The sequence below is a fragment of the Pseudomonas sp. GW821-FHT03E01 genome, assembly GCF_059420765.1.
The window spans coordinates 329769-347923 of sequence record NZ_JBWKUI010000004.1 but is presented as its reverse complement, the minus strand read 5'-3'; the positions used below and the strand labels follow the sequence as shown (position 1 = coordinate 347923).

The 18155-nt window shown below is 60.6% G+C and carries 16 protein-coding genes; 8 read left to right on the top strand and 8 right to left on the bottom strand.

Annotation, left to right across the window (positions count from 1 at the left end; translation table 11 throughout):
* Window positions 1–44: 44 nt before the first annotated feature.
* The 6 genes from AC07VO_RS09375 to bioB all read right to left on the bottom strand — a co-directional run bounded on the left by AC07VO_RS09375 (window position 45) and on the right by bioB (window position 5022).
* A complete protein-coding gene (locus tag AC07VO_RS09375) occupies window positions 45–341 on the bottom strand; it encodes a hypothetical protein (RefSeq protein ID WP_018928821.1) in 297 nt (98 codons plus the stop codon).
* Between the two features lie 120 nt (window positions 342–461).
* Window positions 462–1142: a dethiobiotin synthase gene (gene bioD / locus AC07VO_RS09370; protein ID WP_018928820.1), complete on the bottom strand. Its 681-nt coding sequence runs from the start codon at window positions 1140–1142 to the stop codon at window positions 462–464.
* Window positions 1139–1951 (bottom strand): malonyl-ACP O-methyltransferase BioC, encoded by an 813-nt coding sequence (gene bioC / locus AC07VO_RS09365; RefSeq protein WP_018928819.1) that lies wholly within the window; start codon window positions 1949–1951, stop codon window positions 1139–1141. Before bioC ends, bioD begins: the two co-directional genes overlap by 4 nt.
* Complete coding sequence (locus AC07VO_RS09360; protein ID WP_018928818.1) at window positions 1944–2675, bottom strand: alpha/beta fold hydrolase; 732 nt, start codon at window positions 2673–2675, stop codon at window positions 1944–1946. Before AC07VO_RS09360 ends, bioC begins: the two co-directional genes overlap by 8 nt.
* Window positions 2668–3846, bottom strand: a complete 1179-nt coding sequence (gene bioF / locus AC07VO_RS09355; RefSeq protein WP_086944445.1) for an 8-amino-7-oxononanoate synthase — start codon at window positions 3844–3846, stop codon at window positions 2668–2670. The genes AC07VO_RS09360 and bioF overlap by 8 nt, the downstream gene beginning before the upstream one ends.
* 120 nt (window positions 3847–3966) lie before the next feature.
* Window positions 3967–5022 (bottom strand): biotin synthase BioB, encoded by a 1056-nt coding sequence (gene bioB, locus AC07VO_RS09350; RefSeq protein ID WP_008008198.1) that lies wholly within the window; start codon window positions 5020–5022, stop codon window positions 3967–3969.
* A gap of 90 nt (window positions 5023–5112) precedes the next feature.
* On the opposite strand from bioB, the gene AC07VO_RS09345 reads away from it, so the two are divergent.
* The 5 genes from AC07VO_RS09345 (at window position 5113) to rarD (ending at window position 10857) form a co-directional block, all read left to right on the top strand.
* Window positions 5113–5853 carry a ComF family protein gene (locus AC07VO_RS09345; RefSeq protein ID WP_086944444.1) on the top strand — a complete coding sequence of 247 codons (741 nt, stop codon included), beginning with the start codon at window positions 5113–5115 and terminating at the stop codon, window positions 5851–5853.
* Window positions 5854–5916: 63 nt separating this feature from the next.
* Window positions 5917–6681, top strand: coding sequence for a TOBE domain-containing protein (locus tag AC07VO_RS09340; RefSeq protein ID WP_018928815.1), 765 nt, complete (start codon window positions 5917–5919; stop codon window positions 6679–6681).
* A gap of 72 nt (window positions 6682–6753) precedes the next feature.
* On the top strand, window positions 6754–8655 hold the full coding sequence (locus tag AC07VO_RS09335) for a PhoX family protein (RefSeq protein WP_086944443.1): 1902 nt from the start codon (window positions 6754–6756) through the stop codon (window positions 8653–8655).
* A gap of 163 nt (window positions 8656–8818) precedes the next feature.
* A complete protein-coding gene (locus AC07VO_RS09330) occupies window positions 8819–9793 on the top strand; it encodes a serine/threonine protein kinase (protein WP_018928813.1) in 975 nt (324 codons plus the stop codon).
* A 176-nt stretch (window positions 9794–9969) separates the two neighbouring features.
* A complete protein-coding gene (rarD, locus tag AC07VO_RS09325) occupies window positions 9970–10857 on the top strand; it encodes an EamA family transporter RarD (protein ID WP_018928812.1) in 888 nt (295 codons plus the stop codon).
* Between the two features lie 215 nt (window positions 10858–11072).
* On the opposite strand, the gene AC07VO_RS09320 is transcribed toward rarD, so the two are convergent.
* A complete protein-coding gene (locus AC07VO_RS09320) occupies window positions 11073–11591 on the bottom strand; it encodes a glycine cleavage system transcriptional repressor (RefSeq protein ID WP_007936467.1) in 519 nt (172 codons plus the stop codon).
* Window positions 11592–12171: 580 nt separating this feature from the next.
* On the opposite strand from AC07VO_RS09320, the gene AC07VO_RS09315 reads away from it, so the two are divergent.
* Window positions 12172–14349, top strand: a complete 2178-nt coding sequence (locus AC07VO_RS09315; RefSeq protein WP_086944442.1) for a malate synthase G — start codon at window positions 12172–12174, stop codon at window positions 14347–14349.
* Between the two features lie 278 nt (window positions 14350–14627).
* Here AC07VO_RS09315 and AC07VO_RS09310 read toward each other — a convergent pair whose 3' ends face one another.
* Window positions 14628–15074 carry a response regulator gene (locus tag AC07VO_RS09310; RefSeq protein WP_018928810.1) on the bottom strand — a complete coding sequence of 149 codons (447 nt, stop codon included), beginning with the start codon at window positions 15072–15074 and terminating at the stop codon, window positions 14628–14630.
* 265 nt (window positions 15075–15339) lie between these two features.
* On the opposite strand from AC07VO_RS09310, the gene AC07VO_RS09305 reads away from it, so the two are divergent.
* Both AC07VO_RS09305 and AC07VO_RS09300 read left to right on the top strand, forming a co-directional pair.
* On the top strand, window positions 15340–17280 hold the full coding sequence (locus AC07VO_RS09305; RefSeq protein WP_018928809.1) for a putative nucleotidyltransferase substrate binding domain-containing protein: 1941 nt from the start codon (window positions 15340–15342) through the stop codon (window positions 17278–17280).
* Window positions 17277–17984 carry a 3'-5' exonuclease gene (locus AC07VO_RS09300; RefSeq protein WP_018928808.1) on the top strand — a complete coding sequence of 236 codons (708 nt, stop codon included), beginning with the start codon at window positions 17277–17279 and terminating at the stop codon, window positions 17982–17984. Before AC07VO_RS09305 ends, AC07VO_RS09300 begins: the two co-directional genes overlap by 4 nt.
* Window positions 17985–18155 lie beyond the last annotated feature (171 nt).

The following is an 18155-nucleotide window of genomic DNA, read 5'->3' as shown; positions in this document are numbered from 1 at the left end:
GCCGCGAACAGGCGCGGCGCTGGGGTAGTGAATTCAATGAGGAATCAGGCGAAGGTATCGATCAACGTACCGAGCATTTCATCGGAGGCCTTGGCGACTTTGACGCCAAGTTCCACCTGGAACTTGCCCTGAGACATCTCGACCACATTGCTGGCCAGATCCGATTGCTGGCTGCGGTCTACCGAGCGCAAACGATCGACCTGGACCTCGGAGGACTGACTGGTGACCGAACGCTCGATGGTGTTGTTGGCGATCTGTCCCGAAGCCTGATCGACGCGGCTCTGCCCTGTCTGAATAGTGCTCAGACCGGCATAGAAAGCGGTGTTTCCTGAGATTTCCATGGGAGAACTCGTCCTACAAAGGATCAACAGCGGCCATTGAACCAGACACGCCGCTAAAAGGCCCGACAAAAACACTAATGGCACAGTGCCTTATCATAGGTAAAACCCACGCCAGAAACGTCAGTCCAGCAGATCCAGCTGTAGATGCTCGGCTACCGCTTCGGCCGTCACCGACTTGAGTTTCGGCACCCGCCCCAGGCACGGCGCGGGAATGCGCTCGGCCAGCGTCGCCAGGTTTTCTTCCAGGCGCGAGGTCTTCGGATCGATGATGTTCGCCACCCACCCCGCCAACTGCAAACCATCCCGAGCAATTGCCTCAGCCGTCAGCAGCGCATGGTTGATGCAGCCCAGGCGCACACCAACCACCAGGATTACCGGCAGATCCAGCGCCATGGCCAGGTCTGACAGATTGTCTTGATCCGCCAACGGCACTCGCCAGCCGCCAGCGCCTTCGATCAAGGTGAAGTCCGCCTGCAGATCGAGAACCTGCCGCATTGGTGCCAGCAACGATTGCACGGTCAGCGCCACGCCAGCCTCCCGCGCTGCCAGATGCGGTGCGATCGCCGGCTCGAACGCGACCGGATTGACCTGATCGTAGGTCAACGGTATCGAGCATTCGGCCAGCAGTGCCAGTGCGTCGGCGTTGCGTAATCCCTTGGGCGTCAGCTCACACCCGGAGGCTACCGGCTTACCCGCCGCTGTGCTCAAGCCTGACAATCGCGCGGCATGCAGCAAACCTGCGGCGACGGTGGTCTTGCCGACATCGGTGTCAGTACCGGTGATGAAATAGGCTGCGCTCATAAGGGTTTCTCCAGCACGGCGTAAACCACTTGATAAGTCGCCGGCAGTCCCTGTGCCTGACGAAACTGCTCGTAAGCCTCGATCAAGCCGAGGATTCGCGCCCTGCCGGTCAAACCGCCCGGCCGACCGGGGTTCAGGTTATGCGCCCCGAGTGCCTTGAGCTCATGGGTCAGGCTGCGGACATCGGGGTAATGCAACACATGTGGATGTGTTTCAAGGCTGATGACCTTCAAGCCACTGCCCGCGCAAAGCTGCTGGTAAACACCGAACTCGCGGAAGCGGTTGACGTGCACCATGCCATCCACCTGACGCCAGCTGTCGCGCAATTCGTACAGCGTGCCTACACACAGACTAGCAAACGCGAAAATACCGCCCGGTTTCAGCACCCGATACGCTTCGTTGAGCACCGAGGCGAAATCCGCGCACCATTGCACCGCCAGGCTGGAGAAGACCAGGTCGCAGGTCGAATCCTGCAACGGCAAGCGTTCGGCATCACCGGCGATGAAATGGTTGGCGCCGCCCAAGGGACGGGCGTGATTGAGCATCCCCTCTGCGATATCAAGGGCCAGCCCGTTGCCGGCAGGAAAACGCTCACCGAGCGCACGGCTGAAATACCCGGTGCCACAACCCATGTCCAGCCATCGACCCGGGACAAAATCCTCCGGCAAGCGACGCAACAATTCATTGCCAACGTCGCGCTGCAACTCGGCCACGCTGTCGTAGCTCGCCGCCGCTCGGGAAAAGGACGCCGCTACCTGGCGTTTATCGGGCAAGCCGCCGGGCAGGTTGGGAAAGGACAAATCAGTCATCACCGGACTCATGCAAAAAGGCCTGAATCGCCCCCGCCACACCGTGGGGGTCTTCCAGAAGAAACGCGTGGCTGGCCTGTTCAATCAGACCGATTTCGACATCCGGCAGCAGCGCCAGCAAATCCCCCGCCGCTTCGGCCGGGACCAATCCGTCGAGACCACCGAACAAGTGCAATTGCGGACCGCGAAACGCCTGCAACGCTTGCCGGGTATCCAGCTGTGCAAGCAACTCCAGGCCGCTCATCAGCACCGATGGAGACGAAAGCGGTGCGCCAGCGAGCAACAGCCGCGATAGCCCGCGCGGGTCTGCGGCACCTTGGGTGCACAGCAGCGAGAAACGTTTCAACGTCATGCCCGGATCGGCTTTGCAACCGGCCAGAAACGCGTCGAAGGTCTCGCCAGGCATCCCGCTCGACCACTGCTCATGGGCGACAAAAGAAGGGTTACTCGCCAGGGTCACCAAACCGCAGCAACGGTCACCGCGCTTCGCCGCCAATTCGGATGCCAGCATGCCGCCCAATGACCAACCACCTAGCCAGGCATCCTGGGGCAGCGTCGAATCCAGTTCATCGAGCCATTCTTCAAGGTTGCTCGATTCCAGTTCCGGCAGTGGTTCGATTTCGACGCGCAGATGCTCATCCAGGCCTTGCAAGGCAGCCGCCAAGGGTTCCAGCGGAGAAATCCCGAGACCCCAGCCCGGCAGCAGAATCAGACGATCACGCATGGCTTGGCTCCGGTCCCAGTTGTTGAAAACAATCGGCCAGTCCACTTAACAATAGCTGCACCTGCGCCTCGCTGTGAGCGGCAGTCAGGGTAACGCGCAAGCGGGCGCTGCCGGCGGGCACGGTCGGTGGACGGATCGCGGTCACCATCAGGCCACGCTCACGCAGCATCTGCGACAGCCGGACCGCACGCCCGGCATCGCCAATCATGATCGGCTGGATCGGCGTGAAGCTGTCCATCAACTCCAGGCCAATCTGCTCGGCGCCTTGGCGGAACTGGCGAATCAGCGCCTGCAAATGCTCACGTCGCCAGTGTTCGCTGCGCAACAATTCCAGGCTTTTAAGCGTCGCGCAGGCCAGTGCCGGCGGCTGGCTGGTGGTGTAGATGTAGGGGCGAGCGAACTGGATCAGGCTCTCGATCAACTCCTCACTGCCAGCCACAAAAGCACCGGCCGTACCGAACGCCTTGCCGAGGGTGCCAACCAACACCGGCACGTCCTCCTGACTCAGGCCGAAATGCTCGACGGCCCCACCGCCATTGGCGCCCAGCGGACCAAAGCCGTGAGCGTCATCGACCATCAACCAGGCACCTTTGGCCTTGGCTTCCCGCGCCAGCGCCGGCAGATCGGCGATGTCACCGTCCATGCTGAACACGCCGTCGGTGACCACCAGCGTATTGCCGGTGGCCTTCTCAAGGCGGTTGGCCAGACTGGCCGCATCGTTATGCAGATAGCGATTGAAACGCGCACCGGACAGCAAACCGGCATCCAGCAACGACGCGTGATTGAGCCGGTCTTCCAGCACCGTATCGCCTTGCCCGACCAATGCGGTGACCGCGCCGAGGTTGGCCATGTAGCCGGTGGTGAACAGCAGTGCGCGCGGGCGGCCGGTGAATTCGGCAAGGGCTTCTTCCAGCGCGTGATGCGGGCCGCTGTGGCCAATCACCAGATGCGAAGCACCACCGCCCACGCCCCAACGAGACGCGCCGGCGCGCCAGGCTTCGATCACTTGCGGGTGATTGGCCAGGCCCAGGTAATCGTTGTTACAGAACGCCAGCAATGGCTGACCATCGACCACCACTTCCGGGCCTTGAGGGCTTTCAAGAAGCGGGCGCTGGCGATAAAGGTTTTCGGCACGACGGGCAGCAAGGCGTGCGGCGAGATCGAAAGACATGCAGGCCTCGAAGATCAGAGTGTAGGAGCCTGCTTGCTGGCGATAGCATCACCACGGTCATCAGACAGACCGTGGTGATGCTATCGCCAGCAAGCAGGCTCCTACAGGGTTTTGCGTGGGTTAAACAGCAGCGTTATAGAACTGCTCGCTGCTCTTCTGCTCCACCAGTGCCTGTTCGATGGCGGCCTGATGCACTTCGTCGGCGTGCTCTTCGCGGGCTTCCGGCAGGATGCCCAGACGCGAGAACAGTTGCATGTCCTTGTCTGCCTGCGGGTTGGCGGTGGTCAGCAGTTTTTCGCCGTAGAAAATCGAGTTGGCGCCGGCAAAGAACGCCAGAGCCTGCATCTGCTCGTTCATCGCTTCGCGACCGGCGGACAGGCGTACGTGGGATTTCGGCATCAGGATGCGTGCAACGGCGAGCATGCGGATGAAGTCGAACGGATCGACGTCGTCGGCATTTTCCAGCGGCGTGCCGGCGACTTTCACCAACATGTTGATCGGCACCGACTCTGGATGCTCTGGCAGGTTGGCCAGCTGGATCAGCAGGTTGGCGCGGTCGTCGAGGGACTCGCCCATGCCGAGAATGCCGCCGGAGCAGATCTTCATCCCCGAATCACGCACGTAGGCCAGGGTTTGCAGGCGCTCGCTGTAAGTGCGGGTGGTAATGATGCTGCCGTAGAACTCCGGCGAGGTGTCGAGGTTGTGGTTGTAGTAGTCCAGGCCGGCTTCGGCCAGGGCGACGGTCTGGTCCTGATCGAGACGACCAAGGGTCATGCAGGTTTCCAGGCCCATGGCTTTCACGCCTTTGACCATCTCCAGCACGTAAGGCATGTCTTTGGCCGACGGGTGTTTCCACGCCGCGCCCATGCAGAAACGGGTCGAACCGATCGCCTTGGCGCGAGCAGCCTCTTCGAGGACCTTCTGCACTTCCATCAGCTTTTCTTTTTCCAGGCCAGTGTTGTAGTGACCCGACTGCGGACAATATTTGCAATCTTCAGGGCACGCGCCGGTCTTGATCGACAGCAGGGTGGAAACCTGGACGCGATTGGCGTCGAAATGCGCGCGGTGCACCGTCTGCGCCTGGAACAGCAGGTCATTGAATGGCTGAACGAAGAGTGCTTTGACTTCAGCCAAAGACCAGTCGTGACGCAGGGTGGCAGTGGTGCTGGCGCTCATGGGCGATTCCTTGGTTATGCTTGGCAAGCGACTGGGGAATGGAATGCCCACAGACGCGACACGGATGTTCGGCATATTTAAGGAAGACTCATGCACTGTCAACCACGATACGAAGGACCGGTTTACATCTGGTTAAAAAACAAACAATCCTGTTTGCTCTGCTCAGAGGTCGCAGACGACACCATACCGATCTGCATGGCCTGCGAAACCGAGCTGCCCTGGCTGGACGACCAATGCCACACCTGCGCCCTGCCCTTGCCCGCCACCGGTCTGACGTGCGGCCAATGCCTGAAACAACCGCCAGCCTTCGAGCGAGTCGCCGCGCCCTGGACTTACAGCTTTCCCGTCGACAGTTTGATCACCCGCTTCAAGCACAGCGCAAAATGGCCGTTTGGCCGCCTGCTCGCCGAACTTCTTGCTCAGTTCCTGCAACATCGCTTCGATGAAGATCTGGATCGGCCCGACGCGCTGATACCGGTACCGCTGGCCCCCAAGCGGCTGCGACAGCGGGGTTTCAACCAGGCGGTGATGCTCGCCCGCTGGCTCAGTGCCGGCCTCGACATTCTTTGTGATGAAACGCTGTTGGTGAGGACTCAGGACACCAGCGCGCAACAAGACCTTAATGCCGATGCACGTAAAAAGAACCTGCGCCACGCCTTCGCCCTGGCGCCCGAGGCTTCGGTCAAAGGTCGCCACTTCGCACTGGTGGACGATGTGCTGACCACCGGCGCCACCGCACAGGCCCTGGCCCGGCTGTTAATGGCGGCGGGTGCGACGCGGGTCGACGTCTACTGCCTGGCCCGTACCCCCAAACCTGGCGATGGGGCCTGACTTGACTCCCGCACGCCAAGTCGCCAACGTCCCATCCATCGCCACAGCCCAAAGCGCCTTGCCATGTCCTTGCCTACGTTGTTGTCCCAGCACATTGTCCGTCGTCCGCAGCGCATCGCGTTGCTGCAACACATCGCCGAACAGGGCTCGATCACCCGCGCCGCAAAAAGCGCCGGCCTGAGTTACAAGGCCGCGTGGGACGCCATCGACGAGCTGAACAACCTCGCGCAGAAACCACTGGTGGAGCGCAGCGTTGGTGGCAAGGGCGGCGGTGGCGCCAAATTGTCCAGCGAAGGCGAGCGCGTGTTGCGCCTGTATCAAAAGCTGCAAGCGTTGCAGGCTCAGGTTCTGGAAGCCGCCGAAGAGGCCAGCGACCTGGACTTGCTCGGTCGGCTGATGCTCAGAACCAGCGCGCGCAATCAATTGCACGGCAAGGTCGTGGCGATCGATGCACAGGGGCGCAACGACCGGATCCGCCTTGAACTGGCCGAAGGCTTGCTCATTGACGCGCAGATCACTCACGACAGCACCCTGCGCCTGGAGCTGGAAACGGGTACCGAAGTGGTCGCACTGATCAAGGCCGGTTGGCTGGAACTGCTTGGCATCGATCAAGCTGCAACACATGGCAACAATTGCCTGAAGGGCACGATCGAAGAAATCCTCGACGCTGAAGACAGCCCCAGCGAAGTGCGCATCGGCCTGCCCAATGGCCAGACACTTTGCGCCCTGGCCGAGCCGCTGCACCTGAAAAACCTCGGGCTTGCCGCCGGTAAACCGGTGCAGGTGCAGTTCGCGCCATCGAACATCCTGCTGGGTACACCGCTCTAGCCTGCAGGCGCTGCAACAAAAGCTTCATCAACCGCCCTTAAGGTGGCTGCAAAAACCCGCAGGGAGCCTGATGTGAGCCTATTAGAAGACAACCAACCCACCGACCTCGAAAAAATGGTCGGCCTCAGCCGTCGTGGTTTCATCAGCGCCGGCGCCCTCTGCGGTGCGGCGATGTTTCTCGGTGGCAACCTGTTGAGTCGCAGCGTGCTGGCCGCCAGCGTCAGCGCCGGTTCCAGCAAACTGTTGGGCTTCGACAGCATTGCCGTCGCCACGACCGATACCATCACCCTGCCGCCGGGCTACAAGTCCTCGGTTTTGATTAGCTGGGGCCAGCCGCTGCAAAAGAATGGCCCGGCATTCGATCCTAGCGGTAACGGCACGGCCCAGGCGCAGGAAGTCCAGTTCGGCGACAACAACGACGGCATGAGCCTGTTCGAATTCCCCGGTGACAAAGACCGGGCGCTGATGGCGATCAACAACGAATACACCAATTACCGCTACCTCTACCCCCACGGCGGCATGCCGCAATCGGCGGAAGATGTGCGCAAGGCCCTGGCCTGCGAAGGCGTGTCAGTGATCGAAGTGCAGCGCAAGAACGGCCAGTGGCAGTTCGTCCAGGGCTCGCGCTACAACCGGCGCATTCACGGTAATGCGCCCATCAAACTGAGCGGCCCCGCAGCGGGTCACGATCTGCTGAAAACCAGTGCCGACAAACACGGCAAGAAAGTCCTCGGCACCTTCCAGAACTGCGCCAACGGCAAAACGCCGTGGGGCACTTATCTGACCTGCGAAGAGAACTTCACCGACTGCTTCGGCAGCAGCAATGCCGAGCAAAAATTCGACGCCGCGCAGAAACGCTACGGCGCAGTGGCAACCAGCAAAGACATCAACTGGCATCAACACGATCCACGCTTCGACCTGGCGAAAAATCCCAACGAACTCAACCGCCACGGCTGGGTGGTGGAAATCGACCCGTTCGATCCGCAATCGACGCCGGTCAAACGCACCGCGCTGGGCCGCTTCAAACATGAAAACGCTGCCCTGGCCGAAACCAACGACGGTCGCGCCGTGGTGTACATGGGCGACGACGAACGTGGCGAGTTCATCTATAAATTCGTCAGCCGCGACAAGATCAACCACAAAAACCCCAAAGCCAACCGCGATCTGCTGGACCACGGCACCTTGTACGTGGCGCGTTTCGATGCGGGCGACGGCAGCGCCGATCATCCGAAAGGCCAGGGCCAGTGGATCGAACTGACCCACGGCAAAAACGGCATCGACGCCAGCAGCGGCTTTGCCGATCAGGCCGAAGTGCTGATTCATGCACGTCTCGCAGCCAGTGTGGTAACCGCCACGCGCATGGACCGCCCGGAATGGATCGTCGTCAGCCCCAAGGACGGCCAGGTCTATTGCACCCTGACCAACAACGCCAAGCGCGGCGAAGAAGGCCAACCGGTGGGCGGCCCGAACCCACGCGAGAAGAACGTCTACGGGCAGATCCTGCGCTGGCGCACCGACCGCGACGATCACGGTTCGAATAGCTTTGCCTGGGACCTGTTTGTGGTCGCCGGCAACCCGGGCGTCCACGCCGGCACGCCGAAGGCCGGCTCGTCAAACATCACCCCGCAGAACATGTTCAACAGCCCGGACGGCCTGGGCTTCGACAAGGCCGGACGCTTGTGGATTCTGACCGACGGCGACACGAGCAATGCGGGCGACTTCGCGGGCATGGGCAATAACCAGATGCTGTGCGCCGACCCGGCAACCGGTGAGATCCGCCGTTTCATGGTCGGGCCGGTGGGCTGTGAGGTGACGGGGATCAGCTTCTCGCCGGATCAGAAGACCTTGTTTGTCGGGATTCAGCATCCGGGGGAAAACGGCGGGTCGACATTCCCTGAACACCTGCCCAATGGCAAGCCGCGGTCTTCGGTGATGGCGATTACCCGCGAGGATGGCGGAATCGTCGGCGCCTGACAGGGCCTCTTCGCGGCAAGTCTCGCGCCTACTGCAGGAGCAAGGCTTGCCCGCGAAAGCGTCAGCCCAAACCACACTTACCTCAAGCCCACCCCCTAAAGAGGCCCCGTCTGCGCTACCATGCTTGGCCGGACGCGGCAGCCTGCCGCGCGCAGGAGTCAGCATGGCCCACCCGTTTGAAACCCTCACCCCAGACCTCGTGCTCGATGCCGTCGAAAGCATCGGCTTTCTCAGCGACGCCCGTATTCTGGCGCTCAACAGCTACGAGAACCGTGTCTATCAGGTCGGCATCGAAGACTCCGAGCCGCTGATCGCCAAGTTTTACCGTCCGTTGCGCTGGACCAACGAAGCGATTCTCGAAGAACACCAATTCACCTTCGAACTCGCCGAGTGCGATATACCGGTGGTCGCGCCGCTGATCCACAACGATGAAAGCCTGCACGAACATGCCGGATTCCGTTTCACCCTGTTCCCGCGCCGGGGTGGTCGCGCACCGGAGCCAGGCAACCTTGATCAGCTGTATCGCCTGGGCCAACTGCTGGGTCGTCTGCATGCGGTCGGCGCTACAAAACCGTTCGAACACCGTGAAGTGCTTGGGGTGAAAAACTTCGGTCACGACTCATTGGCCACCTTGCTCGAAGGCAATTTCGTACCGCGCAGTCTGCTGCCGGCCTACGAGTCCGTCGCCCGCGACTTGCTCAAGCGCGTGGAAGAGGTCTACCAGGCCACGCCACACCAGAACATCCGCATACATGGCGATTGCCACCCCGGCAACATGATGTGCCGCGATGAAATGTTCCACATCGTCGACCTCGACGACTGCCGCATGGGCCCGGCGGTGCAGGATATCTGGATGATGCTGGCGGGTGACCGCCAGGAATGTCTGGGGCAACTGTCGGAACTGATGGACGGCTACAGCGAATTCCACGACTTCGACCCGCGGGAACTGGCACTGATCGAACCGCTGCGCGCCTTGCGGTTGATGCACTACAGCGCCTGGCTCGCCCGTCGCTGGGACGACCCGGCCTTCCCTCGCAGCTTTCCGTGGTTCGGCACCGAGCGCTATTGGGGCGATCAAGTGTTGGCGTTGCGTGAGCAATTGGCGGCACTGAATGAAGAGCCATTGAAACTCTTCTAAACACCGCGTCCCTGTAGGAGCGAGCGGTGCGGCGATCCGACTTGTCCGCGAAGAACGATAATGCGGTTTGCCTGACATACCGAGTCATCGTTCTTCGCGGGCAAGCCTCGCTCCTACAAAAAAGGCCACACATCTATACAATCCCTTCTTTGTTAGCTGCCTAAGCAAGGATTCTCATGCAAGCCGCCAACCTGCGTCGCGGGTACATCCTGGGCCTGAGTGCCTACATCATCTGGGGACTTTTCCCGCTCTACTTCAAAGCCATCGCCAGCGTGCCCGCCGTGGAGATCATCATCCACCGAGTGCTTTGGTCCGCGTTGTTCGGCGCCTTGCTGTTGCTCGTCTGGAAACATCCCGGCTGGTGGCGTGAGCTGCGTGAAAATCCACGGCGGCTGGCGATCCTAGCCCTGAGCGGCACGCTGATCGCGGCCAACTGGCTGACTTACGTCTGGTCGGTGAACAACGGACGCATGCTTGAGGCCAGCCTCGGTTACTACATCAACCCGTTGGTAAACGTGCTGCTGGGGATGCTGATCCTCGGCGAACGGCTAAGGCGCATGCAGTGGATCGCGGTGGGGCTGGCGGCGGTCGGTGTCGCGCAGCAAGTGTGGCAGGTCGGCAGCCTGCCGTGGGTGTCGCTGGTGTTGGCATTGACCTTTGGCTTCTACGGCCTGATCCGCAAGCAGGCACCGGTCAAGGCGTTGCCGGGGCTGGTGGTGGAAACCTGGATGCTGGTGCCGATTGCTGTCGCCTGGCTGCTGTTCAACCCGACGGCGACCAGCGCGCAAGCCGCATTCTGGACCAGCTCCGAAGCCTGGTGGCTGGTAGCCGCCGGTCCGGTGACGCTGGTGCCGCTGGTGTGTTTCAACGCCGCCGCACGGCACTTGCCCTACACCACCCTCGGATTTCTCCAGTACCTGGCGCCGACGCTGGTGCTGTTGCAAGCCGTACTGCTGTTTGGCGAACACTTGTCGTCCAGCACGCTGGTGGCGTTCATCTTTATCTGGGCAGGTCTGGCGGTTTACAGCGTCGACGCGTGGATAAGTCTGCGCCGCCGCAGTTGATCAGAAAACGTACAAATCTCTACAGGCCACGTCTCCCGTGGCCTGCATCCATCCTTCCCAAGGTTATCCACAACGTGATCCCCGGCGTTTGTGCGCAAGTCACTGAAACTGCTGGTTTTTTGATCAGATCCTGAAGAGCCCCGGCCGGCGTGGGCTGGCGGGGTGTCTCTACAGGTTATCCACAGGCAGGTGCACGTATAACTTGGATAACCTGTTCAAGGTTCGCTGCGCAGTACCAATTCGACCATCAGGTCGTCCGCCAGGGTTTCCAGGCGCGATTGCAGCACCTCCAGCGACAAAGTCAGGGGCACCGCGAGGATTGCTTCGGCATGGAACAACGGCTCACTGCTCATCGGCGCCGGACGCACTTCGGTCACCAGCCGCTCCAGGCTCACCCCTTGCTCACTCAGCAGACGCGTAATGTCCCGCACAATGCCCGGACGATCATTGCCCACCAGTTCCATGGCAATCGGCTTCCAGGTGCAGGATTGTTCGATGCTGCTTTCGGCGATCATCACGCGGATGCCCTGGGTCGACAGTCCCTGTAGGGCGTCTACCAGTTCATCGTAGGCTTCGGCCGGTACGCCTACCCGAAGAATCCCGGCGAACTGCCCGGCCATGCGCGACATTCGGCTCTCCAGCCAGTTGCCGCCATGCTCGGCAATGCATTGGGCAATGCGCTCGACCTGCCCAGGCTTGTCCGGGGCGAATACCGTGAGTACGAGATGGTCCATGGCGCAGCCCTCTTGTCATGACTTTTGTTATGGAAAGGCAAGTATAGGCAAGGGGCTGGATGTGGCGAGGGGGCTTGCCCCCGTTGGGTCGCAAAGCGGCCCCTTGAGTTTCTCCAGCGTGTTCGCATCAGGCGATCTACGACTGCTTCGCAGCCGAACGGGGGCAAGCCCCCTCGCCACAAAGGCAATGCCCCATAGCAGGGCATCGAAGATTATGTGTACAAGTTTTTATATTTAGCTGGAACAATCCAATAGTTTTTTGAGAACATCCCGTCCCCCGACATGACTGCAATGCGTCATGGGGTCGCAGAACGACGTAATTAGTCTAATTTTCACAACCGCAATTCATCATGTAGTATGCCGCAGCGCGCACTACATAACGTTGGATCGATGTCTGCCGCAGGCACACTCGCAACCCTGAAAGCCCCGTCAGCAAGGCCGCAATGCCGTTGATCGGAACGAACCCAGCCGCCAGCAATGGCATGTACTGGTAGAAGGGTTTGTGGTTTAAATGGCCAGAGGCTTCATTGTTAAATTGAAGAGCTGAAAAGCGAAATAGCTGAGCAGAGTGAGGCAAGCAATGACTGAACACGTTCAAGTCGGTGGCCTGCAGGTCGCCAAAGTCCTGTTCGACTTCGTGAACAACGAAGCCATTCCCGGTACCGGCCTCACCGCCGACACGTTCTGGGCCGGTGCCGACAAGGTCATCCATGACCTGGCACCGAAGAACAAAGCCCTACTCGCCAAACGCGATGATTTCCAGGCTCGCATTGATGCCTGGCACCAGGCTCGTGCAGGTGTTGCGCACGATGCGGTGGCCTACAAAGCCTTCCTGCAAGACATCGGTTATCTGCTGCCAGAAGCGGCCGATTTCCAGGCAACGACACAAAACGTCGATGACGAAATCGCCCGCATGGCCGGCCCACAGTTGGTGGTGCCGGTGATGAACGCGCGCTTCGCGCTCAACGCCTCGAACGCCCGCTGGGGTTCGCTGTATGACGCGCTCTACGGCACCGACGCCATCAGCGAAGCGGATGGCGCGGAAAAGGGCAAAGGCTACAACAAGGTACGTGGCGACAAGGTTATTGCCTTCGCCCGTGCGTTCCTCGACGAAGCCGCGCCATTGGCTGCCGGCTCCCACGTCGATTCCACCGGCTACAAGATCGTTGACGGCAAACTGGTTGTCGCCCTCAAGGGTGGTAGCAACACCGGCTTGCGCAACGATGCCCAACTGATCGGTTTCCACGGCGATGCAGCGGCTCCGACCGCGATCCTGCTGAAGAACAACGGCCTGCACTTCGAAATCCAGATCGACGCCAGCACCCCGGTCGGCCAGACCGACGCGGCCGGTGTCAAAGACATCCTGATGGAAGCCGCGCTGACCACCATCATGGACTGCGAAGACTCGGTCGCCGCCGTCGATGCCGATGACAAAGTGGTGATCTACCGCAACTGGCTCGGCCTGATGAAGGGCGATCTGTCGGAAGAAGTCTCCAAGGGCGGTCAGACCTTTACCCGCACCATGAACGCCGACCGCACCTACACCGCTCTCGATGGCAGCGAACTGAGCCTGCACGGTCGCTCGCTGTTGTTCGTGCGCAACGTCGGTCACCTGATGACCATTGACGCGATCCTCGACAAAGACGGCAACGAAGTGCCAGAAGGCATTCTCGACGGTCTGGTGACTTGCCTCGCGGCGATCCATAGCCTCAACGGCAACAGCTCGCGCAAGAACAGCCGTACCGGTTCGGTCTACATCGTGAAGCCGAAGATGCACGGCCCGGAAGAAGCCGCGTTTACCAACGAGCTGTTCGGTCGCATCGAAGACGTCCTCGGCCTGCCGCGCAATACGCTGAAAGTCGGGATCATGGACGAGGAGCGCCGTACTACGGTCAACCTCAAGGCCTGCATCAAGGCTGCCAGCGAGCGCGTAGTGTTCATCAACACCGGTTTCCTCGACCGCACGGGCGATGAAATCCACACCTCCATGGAAGCCGGCCCGATGGTGCGCAAGGCCGACATGAAGGCCGAGAAGTGGATCAGTGCCTACGAGAACTGGAACGTCGACATCGGTTTGAGCACCGGCCTGCAAGGTCGTGCCCAGATCGGTAAAGGCATGTGGGCCATGCCCGACCTGATGGCCGCCATGCTGGAACAGAAAATCGCTCACCCATTGGCCGGTGCCAACACCGCCTGGGTTCCATCGCCGACAGCTGCTGCGCTGCACGCGTTGCACTACCACAAGGTCGACGTGTTCGCCCGTCAGGCCGAACTGGCCAAACGTGCGCGTGCTTCGGTGGACGACATCCTGACTATCCCGCTGGCTGTGAATCCGAGCTGGACTGCGGAACAGATCAAGAACGAACTGGACAACAACGCCCAAGGCATTCTCGGTTACGTGGTGCGCTGGATCGACCAGGGCGTAGGTTGCTCGAAAGTGCCGGACATCAACGACGTCGGCCTGATGGAAGACCGTGCGACGCTGCGTATTTCCAGCCAGCACATCGCCAACTGGCTGCGCCACGGCATCGTTACCGAAGCGCAAGTGATGGAAAGCCTCAAGCGCATGGCGCCGGTGGTTGACCGTCAGAATGCCAACGACCCGTTGTACCGCCCGCTGGCACCGAACTTCGACAGCAACATCGCCTTCCAGGCGGCGGTCGAGCTGGTGGTCGAAGGCACTAAACAGCCGAACGGCTACACCGAGCCGGTTCTGCACCGTCGTCGTCGCGAGTTCAAAGCTGCCAATGGCCTTTGAGTAAACGCTGATGCCGGACGTGAAAAAGCCCTGATCGAGAGATCAGGGCTTTTTCATTTACGCTGTCTAGTCCTGAAATAGGTTCACACCTGTTTCAGGACTAGACACGCTGCGGTCCCCTGTGGCGAGGGAGCTTGCTCCCGCTCGACTGCGCAGCAGTCGTAAATCCGGTGTATGCGGTGTATCAGGGACATTGGGATCGCAGTTTTTGGGGCTGCTTCGCAACCCAACGGGAGCAAGCTCCCTCGCCACAAAAGCTGCCAACCTGGAAGTCCGCGCTACAGATCCATCCCCAGCTCATGCTTGACCAATTCAAGCAATTTTTCGCTATCGATGGGCTTGAGCAAAAAGTCCACGACGTGCAAATGCATGGCTTCGATCGCATCCTTCACGTCGGCGTCGCCGGAAACGATGATGATCGGCAATGCCGCACGTGCCGACTCACGCACTTGGCGGATCAGTTCCAGGCCATCGACGTGCCCCATCCGCAGGTCGGTAATCACCAGACCGATCGATGGCTTCTCTTCCAGCATTTTGAGCGCCGTTTCGCCACTGGCCGCCGTCATGCAGTGAATGCCATCGAGCCCCAGAATTTCCGACAGCAATTCGCGGGCATCCTTATCGTCATCGACGATCAGCACCCGCTGCGGCGGCAAGTCTGGTTCCAGCATGACGGCGCTGAGCGCTTCGCGCTCGGCATCACTCAAAATATCGTGGTCGGACATGGCGTTCTCAACGTTTTCAATGCGATCCCTGACACAGGGTGTCAGACATCGCTCAGCTGACTTCAATGTGCACTTCGTCGGAATCTTTTCCAATAGACAATGTAGGAGGTTTTTCCCACCGTTGTGTCAGACATTTCCCATATTCCGGCCGCTGCACTGCCTACCTAGACTTACGTCCAATGGGCACCCTGCCCGCAGGGGTCGACCATGCCTGGAACGATCTGAAACAACGATCCGACACAACAATCAGAAAAAGACTGCGGTAATGGTTATGAGTAAAGCGGACGCCTTCACCCAGGCAGGGAAAACCGCGGTGTTGCAGAACATCCAGGGCACTTTGCAATTCCTGCAGCGCTTCCCACCCTTCAATCAGATGGAAAACGCTCACCTGGCCTATCTGGTCGAGCAATGTCAGCTGCGTTTTTATGCCCCCGGCGAAAGCATCATCAAACCTGCCGATGGCCCGATCGAGCATTTCTACATCGTCAAACAGGGCCGGGTCGTGGGGGAGCGCCCGCACACGGCCAAGGGCGGCACCGAAACCACTTTCGAAATCACCACCGGCGAGTGTTTCCCCCTTGCCGCGCTGCTGGGCGAACGTGCAACCCGCACCGAACATCTGGCGGCCGAAGATACCTTTTGCCTACAGCTGAACAAGCTCGCGTTCATCAAACTGTTCGCACTGTCCAATCCGTTCCGCGACTTTGCCCTACGGGGTGTCAGCAGCTTGCTGGACCAGGTCAATCAGCAAGTCCAGCAAAAAGCCGTGGAAACCCTCGGCACCCAATACTCGCTCAATACCCGGCTGGGCGAATTGGCCATGCGTCACCCGGTAACCTGCAGCCCGATCACACCTCTGCGTGAAGCGGTGACGCTGATGCACGATCAGCAAGTCGGCAGCATTGTGGTGGTCGATGAGCAAAAGGCGCCGCTGGGCATTTTCACCCTGCGCGATTTGCGGCATGTGGTGGCCAACGGCACCAGCGATTTCAATGAATCCATCGAGCGGCACATGACCCGGGCGCCGTTTTTCCTGTCGCCGGACCACAGTGCCTTCGACGCAGCTATCGCCATGACCGAGCGACACATCGCCCACGTCTGCCTGGTCAAGGACCAGCGCCTGTGTGGCGTGGTTTCGGAGCGTGACCTGTTTTCCCTGCAAAGGGTCGATCTGGTGCACCTGGCGCGGACCATTCGCAGCGCCCAGCGGGTGGAAAACCTGGTGGCGATCCGCGGCGAAATCGGCCAATTGGTCGAGCGGATGCTAGCCCACGGCGCGTCCTCGACGCAGATCACCCATATCATCACCCTGCTCAACGACCACACCGTCTGCCGGGTGATCGAACTGGCCATCGCGGAGAAAGGTGATCCCGGTGTGCCGTTCAGTTGGCTTTGCTTCGGCAGCGAAGGCCGCCGCGAGCAGACGCTGCACACCGATCAGGACAACGGCATTCTGTTCGAAGCTCGCGATGCGGCCCACGCCGCCGAAATTCGCGGCAAGTTGTTGCCCATCGCCCAGCAGGTCAATCAGAGCCTGGCGCTGTGCGGCTTTACCTTGTGCAAAGGCAACATCATGGCCGGCAACCCCGAGCTGTGTTTGTCCCGGATCGAGTGGGCACGACGCTTTGCGGCATTTATCCGCGAGGCGACCCCGGAAAACCTGTTGGGGTCGAGTATCTATTTCGATCTGCGCGTGGTCTGGGGCGATGAGCGAGGCTGCGAGCAACTGCGCCGGGGCATTCTCGATCAGGTCGGCGACAACCGGTTGTTCCAGCGCATGATGGCCGAGAACGCCCTGCGCAACCGCCCGCCCGTAGGACGTTTCCGCGAATTCGTCCTGGCGCGCAAGAATGGCGAGAAAGCCACCCTCGACCTGAAACTCCAGGGCCTGACGCCATTCGTCGACGGCGCGCGAGTGCTGGCCCTGGCCCACGGCATCGACGCCAACAACACCCTGGAGCGTTTTCGCCAATTGGTGGAAAAAGAGGTCATCGATCAGCTGGACGGCGCGGCCTATGAAGAGGCGTATCACTTCATCCAGCAAACCCGCATGCAGCAACATCAGCTACAGACCCGTGAGAACTTGCCCTACTCCAACCGGGTCGATCCCGACAGCCTCAATCATCTGGACCGACGCATCCTGCGTGAATCCCTGCGCCAGGCCCAACGCCTGCAAAGCAGCCTGACCCTGCGGTATCAGTTATGAGCCTGTTTTCATGGCTGCGCCCGGCCAGTCCCGTTTTGCCCGGCGAACTGCAACACCGTCTGGATCGCTTGCCGGCCGTGGCCCAACTGAGCGACTGCAGCCTGCGCGAGCAACGCTGGGTGGTGCTCGACCTGGAAACCACCGGGCTGAATCTGAACAAGGATCGGCTGTTGTCCATCGGGGCCGTGGTGATCGAGGACGGCGCGATCGACTTCAGCCAGCAGTTCGAGCGCACGCTGCAATGCACCGAACTCAAACTCGGCCCCAGCGTGCTGATTCATGGGCTGGGTCCGAGCGCCATTGCCGCCGGCAGCGACCCCGCGCAGGCCCTGCTCGAATTCATGGAATTTGTCGGCGACAGCCCGGTGTTGGCGTTTCATGCGCCGTTCGATCAGCACATGCTCGGGCGCGCACTGAAAGAACATCTGGGTTACAAGCTGCAGCATCCGTTTCTGGACGTGGCAGACATCGCCCCGCTGCTTTGTCCCCAGGCACACTTTCGCGAGGCCGGGCTGGATGAGTGGATCGACTGGTTCAAGCTGGAGGTCTTCGAACGGCATAACGCCAGCGCCGATGCCTTGGCGACGGCGGAGCTGATGCTGATTTTGTTCAGCCGCGCGCGGCAGCAACAGATTCATAGCCCGTTGAACCTGCAGCAGCGGCTGAGTCAGTGGAAGCGGCGGCGGCAAGCGCCTTCTTTCTGACCTGTGGCGAGGGGGCTTGTCGGACCGCCGCACCGCCCCGTTGGGTCGTGAAGCGGCCCCCTGCATTTCGCCATATAAACCGCATTCGGCGGTTTTACGACTGCTGCGCAGCCGAACGGGGGCAAGCCCCCTCGCCACAAGCTCGCTCCCACACTCAAACACCAAAGCGCT